The 14,317-nt window shown below is 29.6% G+C and carries 13 protein-coding genes and 1 pseudogene; 6 read left to right on the top strand and 8 right to left on the bottom strand.

Annotated elements, in window-relative coordinates:
* Positions 1 to 195 precede the first annotated feature (195 nt).
* Both AB3K27_RS06525 and iadA read left to right on the top strand, forming a co-directional pair.
* Positions 196 to 1,182, top strand: a complete 987-nt coding sequence (locus AB3K27_RS06525) for a biotin--[acetyl-CoA-carboxylase] ligase (RefSeq protein ID WP_368490426.1) — start codon at positions 196 to 198, stop codon at positions 1,180 to 1,182.
* Positions 1,183 to 1,263: 81 nt separating this feature from the next.
* Positions 1,264 to 2,430 (top strand): beta-aspartyl-peptidase, encoded by a 1,167-nt coding sequence (gene iadA / locus AB3K27_RS06520; RefSeq protein WP_368490425.1) that lies wholly within the window; start codon positions 1,264 to 1,266, stop codon positions 2,428 to 2,430.
* Here iadA and AB3K27_RS06515 read toward each other — a convergent pair.
* Entirely contained in the window at positions 2,427 to 3,173 is a 747-nt protein-coding gene (locus tag AB3K27_RS06515) for an ATP-binding protein (protein ID WP_368491192.1), read from the bottom strand. The two genes, iadA and AB3K27_RS06515, sit on opposite strands and share 4 nt — an antisense overlap.
* A gap of 432 nt (positions 3,174 to 3,605) precedes the next feature.
* Between AB3K27_RS06515 and AB3K27_RS06510 the strand changes: the two genes are divergently transcribed.
* Positions 3,606 to 4,904, top strand: a complete 1,299-nt coding sequence (locus tag AB3K27_RS06510) for an IS110 family transposase (RefSeq protein ID WP_368487541.1) — start codon at positions 3,606 to 3,608, stop codon at positions 4,902 to 4,904.
* A gap of 282 nt (positions 4,905 to 5,186) precedes the next feature.
* Complete coding sequence (locus AB3K27_RS06505) at positions 5,187 to 5,864, top strand: Crp/Fnr family transcriptional regulator (protein ID WP_368490424.1); 678 nt, start codon at positions 5,187 to 5,189, stop codon at positions 5,862 to 5,864.
* Positions 5,865 to 6,212: 348 nt separating this feature from the next.
* Here AB3K27_RS06505 and AB3K27_RS06500 read toward each other — a convergent pair whose 3' ends face one another.
* The gene (locus tag AB3K27_RS06500; protein WP_368490423.1) at positions 6,213 to 6,335 is read right to left on the bottom strand and encodes a hypothetical protein; all 123 of its coding nucleotides are present in this window, start codon (positions 6,333 to 6,335) and stop codon (positions 6,213 to 6,215) included.
* 334 nt (positions 6,336 to 6,669) lie between these two features.
* A complete protein-coding gene (locus AB3K27_RS06495) occupies positions 6,670 to 7,449 on the bottom strand; it encodes an SIMPL domain-containing protein (RefSeq protein WP_368490422.1) in 780 nt (259 codons plus the stop codon).
* Positions 7,450 to 7,612: 163 nt separating this feature from the next.
* Between AB3K27_RS06495 and AB3K27_RS06490 the strand changes: the two are divergent.
* Positions 7,613 to 8,990: pseudogene (locus AB3K27_RS06490) on the top strand (transposase).
* Positions 8,991 to 9,454: 464 nt separating this feature from the next.
* Here the strand turns inward: AB3K27_RS06490 and AB3K27_RS06485 are convergent.
* From AB3K27_RS06485 to AB3K27_RS06465, 5 genes are all read right to left on the bottom strand, one after another.
* Positions 9,455 to 10,087, bottom strand: a complete 633-nt coding sequence (locus tag AB3K27_RS06485; protein ID WP_368490421.1) for an HDIG domain-containing metalloprotein — start codon at positions 10,085 to 10,087, stop codon at positions 9,455 to 9,457.
* Positions 10,053 to 10,211, bottom strand: coding sequence for a CPC_1213 family protein (locus tag AB3K27_RS06480; RefSeq protein ID WP_368490420.1), 159 nt, complete (start codon positions 10,209 to 10,211; stop codon positions 10,053 to 10,055). Before AB3K27_RS06480 ends, AB3K27_RS06485 begins: the two co-directional genes overlap by 35 nt.
* Positions 10,212 to 10,221: 10 nt before the next feature.
* Positions 10,222 to 10,383 (bottom strand): hypothetical protein, encoded by a 162-nt coding sequence (locus tag AB3K27_RS06475; RefSeq protein WP_368490419.1) that lies wholly within the window; start codon positions 10,381 to 10,383, stop codon positions 10,222 to 10,224.
* Positions 10,384 to 10,448: 65 nt separating this feature from the next.
* The gene (locus AB3K27_RS06470; RefSeq protein ID WP_368490418.1) at positions 10,449 to 12,377 is read right to left on the bottom strand and encodes a glycosyltransferase family 2 protein; all 1,929 of its coding nucleotides are present in this window, start codon (positions 12,375 to 12,377) and stop codon (positions 10,449 to 10,451) included.
* A gap of 116 nt (positions 12,378 to 12,493) precedes the next feature.
* Positions 12,494 to 12,691 (bottom strand): hypothetical protein, encoded by a 198-nt coding sequence (locus AB3K27_RS06465; protein ID WP_368490417.1) that lies wholly within the window; start codon positions 12,689 to 12,691, stop codon positions 12,494 to 12,496.
* Positions 12,692 to 12,780: 89 nt separating this feature from the next.
* Between AB3K27_RS06465 and AB3K27_RS06460 the strand changes: the two genes are divergently transcribed.
* Positions 12,781 to 14,307, top strand: coding sequence for a class I SAM-dependent methyltransferase (locus AB3K27_RS06460; RefSeq protein WP_368490416.1), 1,527 nt, complete (start codon positions 12,781 to 12,783; stop codon positions 14,305 to 14,307).
* Positions 14,308 to 14,317: the final 10 nt, after the last annotated feature.

The following is a 14,317-nucleotide window of genomic DNA, read 5'->3' as shown; positions in this document are numbered from 1 at the left end:
TAATTTACCTCTTTCTGAATAATAAATTTTAAAATATACAAATTATATTATATTTATATAAGTTTACATAAACATTAACCTAGTGTAAAAATAATTAAACATTATTAAATATATAATTAATGATATTATACCACCTCTAGAAAGTATCTAACTGTGTTATAATACCCTTATATAATATAAAAAGGTGGTCTCTATATGAAATATGAAGTACTTCATATGTTAAAACAAAATTCAAATACATTTATATCCGGTCAATTAATAAGTGATAAGCTAGGTGTAAGTCGTACTGCTGTATGGAAATACATAAAAAATTTAAAAAAAGAAGGCTATATGATAGATTCTTCTTCCAAAAAAGGATATAAATTATTGGACTCTCCTGATATACTTTCTTTTGAAGAAGTTGAAAAATATTTAAAAACAAAATATATAGGCAGAAAAATTATCCACATGGAAAGCATAGATTCTACTAATAATAAAGCAAAAGAACTAGCAGATAAAGGTGAAAATCATGGTACTTTAGTTGTAGCTGAAGAACAACTAGGAGGCCGTGGAAGACTTGGAAGGGCCTGGTGTTCTCCTAAATACAAGGGTATATGGTTATCTATGATCTTAAGACCAGATATAAATCCCATGCAAATACCTAAAATTACTCAAATAGCTGCCGCTGCTGTAATAGAAAGCTTAAAAGATTTAAAAATAAAAGCAAAGATAAAATGGCCTAATGATATAATAATCAATGGTAAAAAAATATGCGGTATTTTAACTGAAATGAATGCAGAAATGAATAAGGTACACTACGTAGTTTTAGGAATAGGTATAAATGCCAATTTGACTAAAGAAGATTTTCAAAAAGATATATTAAACAAAGCTACATCTATTAAAATAGAGACAGGATTTACTTTAGATAGAAAATCTTTTGTAGGAAATTTAGTAAATAAATTTGAATATCTATACGAAGAATTTGAAAAAACACAAAATATTGAATCCTCTATAAAAATTTGCAGAATCAGTTCTGCAGTTATAGGAAAAATTGTAAGAATAATTAGAGGGGAAAATGAAACATTTGCAAAAGCTTTAGATCTAGATGAAAATGGAGGGTTAATAGTTCAATATGAAAATGGAACCCGAGAAAATCTGATATCTGGAGAAATTTCTATACGGGGATTAAATGGATATATTTAAAATTTAGTATTTCTATGTTTAAATTAAATCAAAATAGTAAACCATAATATATATTAAAATATCTTCAGGATGTGTTCAATTATGCTTTTAATAAAAAATGTAGAAATATTTGCTCCCGAATCTTTAGGGAAAAAAGACATATTAATATGTCTTGATAAAATAGCCTATATATCTAAAAATACACATATACCCAAAGGAAATTTTCCTGAAATTGAAATAATAGAAGGAAATGGCCTAAAAGCAACTCCGGGTATAATTGACCTTCACATACATATAAACGGTGCTGGAGGTGAAGGAGGATTCAATACCCGTACCCCCGAGCTGAATCTCACAGATTTTACTTTGAATGGCATTACAACCTGTATAGGTCTTTTGGGTACAGATGGAATTACAAGAAATATGGGTGCATTACTGGCAAAATCAAGAGCTCTTGAAATAGAAGGCTTATCTACATACTGCTGGACAGGATGTTATGCTGTACCTACAAGAACCCTTACAGACAGCATAAGAGGAGATATTATACTTATAGATAAAATAATAGGGACCGGTGAAATAGCCATTTCAGATCACAGGGGAAGTCATCCTTCTGAAAATGATTTAATACATTTAGCCTGTGAAACCAGAGTAGGTGGACTCATTTCAGACAAATGCGGAGTATTACATATGCATGTAGGTGATGGAAAGAATGGATTAAATGCCGTATTTAATTTGATAGATAACTCAAATATACCTTTTGAGAACTTATTGCCTACACACCTTAATAGAAATAGTCTGTTACGTAAACAATGTGTAGAATATGTAAAAATCGGTGGTTTTGTGGACATAACCACTGGAATTAAAAATGAAGGAGATGAAGCTGTAAGTGCCTCTCAGCTATACAATACATTACTAAAAGAACATATTTCTCCTTATCACGTAACAATGAGTTCTGATGCTGGAGGCAGTATGCCATTTTTTGATGACAAAGGTAGCCTAACTAAACTAACCAGAGGTATGCCAAATACAAACATTAACTCAATAAAAGAATCTATAGAGTTGGGTATACCTCTGGAGCTAGCTCTCATTCCCCTTACGTCCTCCCCTGCAAAATTGCTAAAATTGAGAAACAAAGGCAAAATAACTGAAGGCTATGATGCCGATTTAATTTTATTAGACAATAAATTAAATATTAATACTGTTATAAGCAAGGGTAAAGTAATGGTTCAAAATTATAAACCTGTAGTTTACGGAACCTTTGAAAATAGTTAAGAGTTAAAAATAATATTTCCCTCTGTAGATATTATAACTTCTCTGTAGGGAAGTATAGTTTGTGTTTTTAACATGGCATTTTTAACTGCATTTACAATACCACTACAGCAGGGCACTTCCATTCTGACTACAGTTATACTTTTTAAGCAATTATTTGTTATAATTTCTATAAATTTATCCTCATAATATTTTATATCATCTAATTTAGGACATCCTATTACCGTAATATGATCCTTTATGAAATCCTTATGAAAATTACCGTAGGCATAAGCAGTACAATCAGCAGCTACAAGTAAGTTTGCCTCTTTGAGATAGTCAGCATTGCTATTTATAAGTTTTAATTGAACAGGCCATTGATTTAATTCAGATGTACTCTTTAATGCATCTGATGTATTCTCTGTATTTTTCATCTTTACTTTATCTTCATGGTAATTTCTCTTTATTTTTTTTGCAGCTGTACCTGGACATCCACAGGGCATTGGTTTTTGTTCTTTCAATTTTTTGATTTCTTCAATTCTCTTTGTAACAAGCTCCTCATCATATGCTTTACTTTCCCTTTCAATTATACTTATAGCACCAGTGGGACACTCTGGAAGGCAATCTCCCAATCCATCACAATATTCATCACTTATAAGTCGTGCTTTCCCATCTACCAATTCTATGGCATTTTCATGGCATGCCTTAGCACACAATCCACAGCCATTACATTTTTCTTCATTTATATTAACAATTTTTCTTATCATCATTATTCCTCCCTCGTATAATATAGTTGTACCAATCAATAGAGATTAGATCATCTCTACTAACGGATATTTATAAATATAAATTAATTATTGTTCGTACATCTCAAGTTCCGTTCTGGAAATTGCAATATCCTTTAGTAAGTCTAAAAATAATAAGAGTGTATCTTCCACAAGGGTAACTTGATTAATAGTTAAATCATTGTATAATATCTTCTGAATAGAGGTTAGATGTATTCCTCCTGGGAGGACTCCTTCGGAGTTCCTATACCCGTGAAAAAGCGTATCATTCCATCAGTGAGATTAGATGTTTAGCTGGTTGAGTTTCTTCCCTTGCGGAAGAATTACTCGTGTCACAAACGAGGTTGTTAGCTCACTGTTAGGTATGGATACTCTGTTCTATCTTCAAAAATATATGAAAAGGAGATATTTACAATGTCAAAATTTTTTAATTTACCTGTAGTAGGTATCGATGTTTCTGCTGATTATTCTATGGTTGCAATACTAGCCCCTGATGGAGCAGTTTATAGAAAGGCTTTCAAGATAATGCACACTTCTGATGGTTTCTCTTATCTTCTCAAAGAAATGAGAAAAGTGGAAAAAGAGTTCTCCATGAAACCATCACTTTTCATGGAATCAACTGGTGTTTACCATTTAACTCTTTTCCACTTCCTAAAGAATAACGAATTAGAAACTTTCGTTATAAATCCTCTTATTACTAATAGTAACAAAAATTTAGGAATAAGAAAAGTGAAAAATGATAAAATGGATGCCTTAACTATTGCAAACATAGCAAAATTTCAAAATATAAAAATGTCTGATTATTTAGATATCCCAATATTTGCTGTAAGATCACTTTGTCGTGATTACTACAGCCTTATAGATAACCGTTCCCAGTTCAAGAAAAAGTTATCTTCTGATCTTAGAACGTTTTTTCCTGGATATCATAATGTTTTTTCTGACGTAGCTGGTGTTACTTCATTAGCAGTTTTAAGTAAATTTTCATCCCCTAAAGCAATTGTTGATGCACCAAAAGATGATTTAATTGCTTTACTAAAGGAAAATTCTTGTAAATCAATTGACTGGTGTACAAACACATATAACAAACTTTTAAACGCTGCACTAAGTGCTGTACAAATAGGAATAACCAATAATTCCTTTAAAGTAACTATAGGCATAAATATAAAGCTTTTAAACATCATTAATGAACAAATTGAAACTCTAGTAAATGAAATAGAATCAGCAGTTAAAAATGACTCAACACCTGCTTCATTTAAGAACAACATAGCATTGCTTCTTTCTTTCAAAGGTATAGGCTTTATTACAGCTGTAACCATAATGAGTGAAATAGGCGATCCTACAAGGTTCAAGCATCCAAAAGAAATGGTTGCTTTCTTTGGAATTGACCCTTCAGTTAGTCAATCCGGGAAATTTAATAGTGACCAAAATAAAATGTCCAAGCGTGGTACACGCTTTGGTAGAAGAGCACTTTATGCTGCTGCTCTTGCATCAATAAGAAAATCCAAAACTGGTAAACCAATTAACAGTGTTCTTTACCAGTATCGCAATAAAAACTTAAATGGTAAGAAGAAGAAAGTTGCTCTTTGTGCAATTATGCACAAACTTGTAAAGTACATATTTGCAGTTCTTAGAGATCAAAAGCCTTATGAAATTCGTGAACCAAAACTGCACAACCAAATGTATGTTACTAATTTTTCAAGATCAGTTTCTTAACCACTTAGACAAATTAATTATGGTCCAAATTGGATAAATTATTTCCAATTTAGTTTTAGTAAAAATTTGCCATAGTTCGTATTTTTTTATGGTTTGTTTGCCATGCTCTTTTTTGCTCTTAAATTTAGTAAATAAATTTTTTAAATTAACTATTGACTTTTACTAGCTGGTCTTATCTTGATGTATTCATTATAATAGAATATAATTTTAATATCTGTAACTTATGTTACCACATATAATAATTAAGTCTGGAAATATTATATAAAATAATGGGAGATTAATATGAAAAACACTATTAATGCACTGGAGAAATGTATACTTACAAGAAATTTTTCCAAAGAATCCATAGAAAATTTTTTAAAAAATATAAATTATACTCTCTCTTCTTACTCTAAAGGAGAAATTATAGCCATGGAAGAATGGAATTGCTCCAAAATAGGCATAGTCATAAAAGGAAATGTGGAGGTACAAAAAATATTCGCCTCCGGAAAAACCATTACAATAAGTAGGCTAGAAGAAGGTGATATTTTTGGAGAAGTTATAATATTTTCTAATAGAGATACCTGTCCTGCTAGCATAGTTTCAGCAAATGAATCCACTATAATGTTTATATCCAAAGAAGATATATTAAAGACATTTTCCTTATTTCCTGTATTTTTAAATAATTTTATGACTTTACTATCTGACAAAATATTAATGTTAAATAGAAAACTTAAAAACATATCTTACGAAACTATTCGTCAAAAAATTGCTTTTTATATCTTAGAGGAGTATGCCCAGAAAAAAAATTTAAAAATATACTTACCTTATACAAGAAAAGAAATGGCAGAACAGCTTGGAATTCCGAGACCCTCCCTCTCAAGGGAGCTTATAAATATGAAAAAAGATCATATAATAGACTTTCACAGAAATTACATTGTAATAAAAGATCCAGAAACTTTAAGAAATTTATTATTTTAACAATTAAAAAAGGAAACGAAAAAGATTTTCGTTTCCCTTTTAATAATTCATTTTAGCACCATGAATCGCATCCGCATCCACAACATAATAATAATATTATTATTATTACTACTATTTCTTTTCCGCGTCCATGTCCATCGCAAAATCTGTGTGACATAAAGATCCCTCCTTGTTATCCTAAATATACACTATTTTAAGTTACCTAACTTATTATCATCTGTTCCATATCTTATTGCTTTAATTAAGCCTATAAGATCGATTAGTAAATTACAAAAACTATTTAATAAAAAGCACATATCTTTTTACTAAATTCTTTTTTACTTCTTTAGATATTCAAAACTCTTCTCCTTAGAAACAATCACCGCAATTAATGCCACCACATAGTAATAAAAGTATTATTATAATTATTACTTCTTTTCCACGTCCAAATCCGCCACAACTATCAAATCTACGACAACGTCTTCTTGACATAAAGATCCCTCCTTGTCATCTTTAAAATAATTTATTTAGGTATCCTTTTTTTTCATCATGTGTTCTATACTTCTATAATATTAATCAGCAGTGTAAATGTTACTTTTATTTTTTTATTATGTAGTTAACTTATTAATGAATATACAATTTTTTACAAAATATTTTTTTATATTCAAGATACTTATACTTCTAAAAAAGTTAATTTTTATATAAATAAACAAGGGCTGTCGTACCTAAGTACAACAGCCTCTTTTATCCAAATGCAACAATTATCCAACACTCCAGCTTCTTCAAAGTGGTGAATGAACACTTCTACGTCCCTTTATAAGTTCTTCTAATACTGGTAAACTAAGCTTACATTAGCCCTGATTTTATAAACCCCGGTTTCTATAGCTGTACCTCCACTTCCACCACTATTTTTTGATGATGCCGAATCATAGAAAATAGGATATTCAATAGGAATACCACTTGAATTCTCTGTTATTGTAGTTAGAGTTGATAGTTTCACATCTAAAGCAGTAGCTATTGCTTGTGCTTTAGATTTTGCATTTAGTATAGCATTTGTTAAAGCTGTATTATAGTATTTTTCATAATTACTAACCCCAAAAATCACTCCATTAGAATTATTTGCTCCATTTGCTATAGCAGTATCAATTATATTTCCAACTGAAGCTATATTTTTAACTGTAACATTTAAAGTGCTATTAATTGTATATCCTATAATTATACTAGTTCCTGTTTTATCATCATAATTATATTTAGGATTAATAGAATAATTTGAAGTTTTAATATCCTCACTTGCCACTCCAGCTTTTTTTATGGCTTCAATAACCTTATTCATTGCTGTAGAATTATTTTTTTGTGCTCCATCTACTGTGCTATTTTCTGTTGTTACTCCTAAAGATAAATAAGCAATATCAGGTACTACATTCACCTCACCATCTCCAGTAACATTTATGGTTCTTGTTGAAACTACATTAGCGGTATCTTCTGCAGCTAATACTTTACAATTGGAAGTTGGAATTGCTCCAAATAAAAAAAGAAATATAGCTGTAGACATAAAAATTAATGACCATTTCTTTTTTAATAAGTTGATACCTTTCAAAATTAACACCCCTTACATTTTTATATTAATATAGGGTTTGCGAAACGCTATAACCCGCATAAATGCGGTATATTTTTTGTTGTAAAATAGAATAACTCCTCACTGATTTATGGTAAAATTGAATTGCCAAGAAACAAAATCACCATATACCTCAGAAAGGAGTTATATACTTATGATACCATATAAACAGCTTTCTTTGGCAGAAGTTTTTTCTGATTGCAAAGAAAAATTTGAAAACAACAAGCCCCAGTTTCTTTCTTTACTTGAAGATACTATTGATCTGGATGATTTAGTTCCAGTTTCTTTTATAAATCATTTTTATGCTTCTACTGGAAGACCTCGTAAATATACACTTTATGCCATGCTTCGTGCTTTGATTTTGCAGCGTATTTTTTCTATTCCTACAGATTCCCTTTTGATTATTTTTCTTAAATATTCAAAAGAGTTGAGGGATTTTTGCGGTTTCACCAAAGTTCCTGATGCTTCTAAATTCACACGCTTTAGACAAGATTTTATTTTGGACTTACAATCAATGTTCCATAATCTTGTTAATATTACTGAGCCAATATGTCAACAAATTGATAAGAACCTTGCTTCTATGACTATCTTTGATACTTCTGGTATTGAAGCTTTCGTCACTGAAAACAACCCTAAATATGCTAACCGCATCATAAAACAACTTAAAGCTTTTAAGAAGACACATGGTCTGGATGATTCTTATGACCCTTATAAAGCTGCTTACAGGGCTATGCCTTCTCATGCTGCAGCTAATCCAGCCATCCAGCAGATGTACATTAACGGTCATTTTTGTTACGCTTTTAAATTTGGCATTGTAACCAACGGCCTTGGTATTGTGAGAGATATTTCATTTTACAACCAAGATTTCCTTAAAACTCATCCAGATATCGTTGTTGAGAAAAAATCCAATTCTCCTGATGAAGATAAGTCCCTTGCTGATTCTAAAGCACTTATACCTGTCCTTAAGGATTTTTTTGAAAAACATCCTTTGATAAATCCTAAAACTTTTTTAGGTGACGCTGCTTTTGATAGTATTGAAATTTATCAATATCTTTTTCAAGAACTAAAGTTTGAAAAAGCATATATTCCACTAAAAACTAAGCTTGCACCAGAAGAATCCGATTGTCCTTTGAATGAAGATGGTATTCCATGCTGCCCTCATGATCATTCACTACCCATGAAGCAAGAAGGCAGCAAATCACACTTACGCTCAGAAATTCCAACAATGAAATTCGTTTGCCCTAAAATGAAATGGATTTATAATAAAGAAACGAAAAAGAGTAAACGAAAAACTCTTTGTGAAGATCCTTGTACTAAATCATCTTGTGGCAGAATGTTCTACATTTATCCAGAAAAAAATTTGCGTGCATACCCAGGAACAACTCGTGGTTCCCAAGATTGGAATTATACTTATAAAATTCGTTCTACTGTTGAAAAAAGCATTGGACATTTTAAAAACAGCTATTGCATTGCAAACCGTAGAACACAAAATGAAAAAACTCTTCATGCTGACTTACTTCTTTCAGGCATAACCCAGCTAATAACAGTTGTTATAGCCAATAAAATACACAAGCATGAATATATCAGAAGTCTAAAACCATTAATTGCATAAATATCAGCTATTTTTAAATTTTAGAATTAATCATGGTTCTATTTCTTGCACCCTTTTTTTCTATTTAGCCATTACAAATCAGGAAAATCACCTTTAATCTTCTAATTATCTTTTTTGAAATTCCCCCTACTCCTCAATTCATTTTTATCAGTGAGTTTCGCAATTGCCTATTATATTAATAAATTTAAAATTTATTCCCCTTATGTTAAGTTCTATATTTTTTTATCCATGTATAGATCTTCTAATTTTTATTTTTGCACCTTCATAAATTTAGACGATTAAACATAAAATTCCGTTTCAAAAACTTCAAAAAATAGAAGAACTATTACACTAGCGATTTGAAAAATCGCTAACGCAATAGCTCCTTCCTTATCTATATTTTCACTAATTTTTAATACATTTTTCAATAAATAATTTTATATTATTTTCCTCTTTAACTCTATTACATCCAATTCTCCCCAGTCTATCACACAACCCAAGTAAAGCTACTTCGTAAACATCCCCATATCTTTTCATACCTTTTATGTCCGCAAAAGGTAGCTTATTTAACACAAAAAGTATATGCATATGATATCTTATCAAATAACAAACTTTATTTATAAATTCAACATTATCTGTAAACTCAGATAAAAAATCTTTTGAAAGTTCTGCTCCTACTTTATCATGGTCATAAGAGGTTATTTTACTTCCTCTAATTTTTGTAGTAGATGGCTTCCCAATATCATGAAGTAATGCCGCCCACATAAAGGCCGAAACATTCTTACTTTTATCTTTTACTTTAGCCCCTTCATCCACAACCATCAATGTATGATTCCAAACATTACCTTCTGGATGATATCTCAGTGACTGTTCAGTTCTTTTAAGCTCATATAACATATTAAAAGGATATATCTGAAATTCCTTATAGTTGATTATACTATTTAGATATTTTGATGGTTCTTCATCCTCTAACAGATGATGACTTATCTCTTGAAATAAATTTTTAGAAGGACTCATTTTTATTCTCTGTATTGTCATTATCTAAATCAAAAACAGCTCTTGCACTTTCTGCTTGAGGATCATGTTTTATATGCTTGGAATGAAATTTTCCATCCTGTGTTTTTTCATTTCTAGTGCTTCTTTTTTTATTTCTCTTGCTCATATCCTTCTCCTTATCTTTTATTATTGGAACCCAATGTCTCTTTTTTTGAATTGTGTGTTTCATTAATGTTGGAACCATTAACCTGAATAGAATTTTCAATGTTAGCAAGTTTTTGTTGATTATTTGTTGGATTTTTAAATGTCTTATTGATAGAATCTTTATTTTTAGACATACTATCACCTCAAAATTAGTATCCCTAATTTTAATATTTATATTCTAATACTAATATCTTATAAGTCATTCCCATTTTATCAGTGTTGGATCTTTATCCATAATGGATTTATATTGTTCTAAATTTCCATATTTGCCTTCAGGATCTGCTTCTAAATACCTAATATATTTAGACTGTCTCAATTCACTGGTTGACCATCCGAAGTGTTTTAATCTTACATAACATATGCATCCCGGAAGGCTAAATATATTCTGAGGAATCCTACCACAATGCAGCGGTTTTTCCTCCCAGCTATAATTAAAATTAGGCTGATATCTTATTAAAAATGGTCTGTAATATCTATGTGCTCTCCAGTAAAAATCTTCTCTATAATGATTCTCGTCCCACATATCATATAATCTAAAGGCATAATAATCAAAATTAGGTTGGTTAATTAATGCTTTGACGACTTCACATATTCTATCTTCAAAAATTTCATCAGCATCTAAAAATAACATCCAATCTGGATTTGTACTTGTTACTATTTCCCACAATTGCTTTCTTAAAACAATTTCATTATTAAATCCATGCTCTTTATTTTCAACCAAAGTTAATGGTGTATTTTCAAGTACTTTTTTACATATTTCAACTGAATTGTCTTCACTGGCATCATCTAAAATTACAGCATTATCTATATATTTAACTGCATGTGTTAAAACTCTTTCTAAAAATTTTTTACTTTCATTTCTTACAAGCATGACAAGTGTTAGCTTATTTCCTGTATCTTTATCAATTCTTATTCGTTCATATAATAGATCCAAGATATTATACCCAAAAAGAGGTTTATTATCACCATTTATAAGCTTTATATTTTCTATCAGCATAGACTGTGTATTTAATTCTAAATTACAAGTAAAAACTTTTACAAAATTTTCTGTTATATTTTTACTTTCCAATTGAAATTTACATACTACATTAATTTTATTTTTATCTATACTAAGTTTATCAGCACTAATATCTAATATATTTATATTACCTATTGGCTTTTTTTTAAATATATAATTTATAATATTGCCTTTGTCCTTATTAAATTTTTCTGCATAATTAGAGCATAAATATTTATTTACTTCAAATTTATCAATATCATCATAATTAAAAGAGTAAAATTTCTCTAAAAAATCTTTTATAAAATTATTAATATCATATATACATTTATTCCTAAACTGCTCCACCCCTTTTAGATCCTCTTCTCTATATATATGATAAGCTGGATAAGTGGTATCAACATACAACTTAAAGCCTAAGGCTGCCGCCCTTATACAAAAATGTCTATCCTCTCCCCAAAAGGACAAATTATAGATTTTATTAAAATTAACTCCTTTATCAATCGCTTTCTTGCTTATCAAAGTACAAGCTCCTAAGCCTCCTACCTCATATATATCTGGTTTTTTTAATTTTTCTATAAAATCTGTATATCTTTTATTAGATTCTTCTTCAGTCAATACTTCATTTCTTTCTTTAGTGATAAATGAATATTCATCACACATCCAAACCTGTGGCAATTCACCTGCATTTTTTTGCCATCTAGTCCAAAATATTTCACATATTATATCTTTATCACTATTTATCAAATTTAATAATGTCTTAGGATGAATCATTATATCTGAATCTATCAAAAATAAATAGTCATAACAATTTTTTTTAGCATATTCTATAATTCTATTTTTATACTGGGCTATTTTCCAAATTAGATTTTCCTTCCAATAATGAGTGTCTTCTGTACGTATATAACTATCTATTTTTTCTCCTTCTTCAATAATAACCCTATTTTTAGACTCCACAGCAAAATTTTTAAGCAAAGTACTTGAGTTAATATCATCATTATCATCTATAAAAAAATAATCTATATTTATACCTTCTTCCATAATATTTGATAGAAAGCTTATAAAGTTTACTAATATATTATAGGGTTGTCTTATAGGACTCCCTATTAAAACTTTTATATTCTCATTCATCAATTTTCCTCCTATATAATTTACTACAGGTAAAATAATTGCCTAGTAAATTATTCTCCCTATATACTATTCATCAATTTAATTTTTGCCTATACACGAAAATAGTATAATTTTATCTAAAGGTTATCATTTCTTATCATATCATCTAAATCTGTTAAACCCACTGATATGAAAATTCCAAAGGAACAGGTCACTTTTATGATTTCACCTTCATATAATGTATTTATCAAGTGATTCTTAGGTCCAGATAGAGTTTGCTTATAAGGAATACTTTTCTCCATCTGAAGCTTAGAAGAACTTATGCAGGTACGCAACAGTGCTCATCCCCACCTTGAATAAGTACGTTGGGGTGTTAGCAATGGTAGCGTTCGGATAAATTATAAGCAGAAGGAGGTTTCTTATAATGAATATTTATATGATACCGTTTTTTATAAATAAAGAAAATTATGATGAAGACATAGATATGGCATATCAGTGTTTAGAAAGTTTATCTTATTCTAAGGATGTCAATTTACTAATTTTCAATCAAGGATGTTTATCTAATAAAGAATTAGATTCCATTTTACAAAAATTTAATTTTAATTATAAGCTATTGGGTAATGGTGAAAATATAGGTATTACACTATCTAGATATATAGGATTTCGATATATTATAGAAAACTATTCTCATGTTGATTATGTTACAGAAGCTCATGTTGATATGATTTTCCCGCCTAATTGGCAGGATCCTCTAATTGATTATTTGAATTCATCTGAAGAACCTATGATATCTCCCAAAATAGTAACTAATTTTTCAGACGAGATTTCTTCAAATACCACTATTAGTTTAGCGGATAAAATCAAGTACCTATCTACAAAGGGAGAAGATAAAATCACCCAGGGATTTGTGCATCCTGTCATTCATAAATTGAGTATATTAAAGGAATTATGCCCTTATGATGTTGGATTTTTAACAGGTACTCAAGGTTATGAAGATGACAGTATTTTGTTAGGATATAATTATTACATGGGTACAGGTAAAAAATGGGTGCCTAAAATCTACCATAAATCCTGTGTTTATCATAAAACACTGTTTCAAAGATTTAAACTTCCAAATTTGTCTGAATCGTTTAATAAAAATTATCAAGGATTAAAATTAGAATATGGATCCTATGGATTGAAAGAATTAGCTAGAATTTATCCTGACAATAATTTTTTCATAACTGAATATCATAAATCTATAGTAGATCCTGACATATACAGAAAATACAATAAGTATATTGAAGAAAATGATATTAAAAGATCTTATACAGATAAAAGATCCTCCAGATTTATAGTTACTACTGATGAAGAAAAAACAGAATGTCTATTAAAATTTCCTAATGATTGGTGGAGCAGATGCTATGAATATACCTGGGCATCAAATTTCTCAGAAGAAAATGATATTTGTTTAGACGCGGCCTGCGGTGCTCCTCATCCATTTAAATTTTATTTAGCTAGCATATGTAAAGATGTATATGCCTGTGATATTGATGCTGATATCTTAGATAAAAATAAAATTTTATCAAGAGTCAGTGAATACTTTGACGAAGAAGATGTTAAAAAAGCTGCCAAGTATATAGATAAAATAAAATTCTCAAATAGTAGTTTGGTAAATCTCCCTTATGAGGACAATAAATTCGATAAAGTCTATTGTATTTCAGTAATTGAACATCTTCCTGTTGGAGATATAAAAAAATCTATTAATGAATTCTATAGAGTTTTACAAAAAGACGGATTGCTTGTATTAACTATTGATTACCCAACTGCAGATTTAAATTTGTTAGTTGACTGTTTAAAAAATACTGGATTTGAATTTGTAGATTCGCTTGATTATAAAATATACCCTAATGCTATATATTCTAAATTACTAGGAGGACTATACTGTTTCAGATTATTATTAAGAAAATAATAACTTCTTT

It is taken from the genome of Clostridium sp. BJN0013 (assembly GCF_040939125.1).
Lineage (GTDB): Bacteria > Bacillota > Clostridia > Clostridiales > Clostridiaceae > Clostridium_B.
Note: the sequence above shows the minus strand (reverse complement) of the source record. Positions and strands in the feature narration are given on the sequence as shown.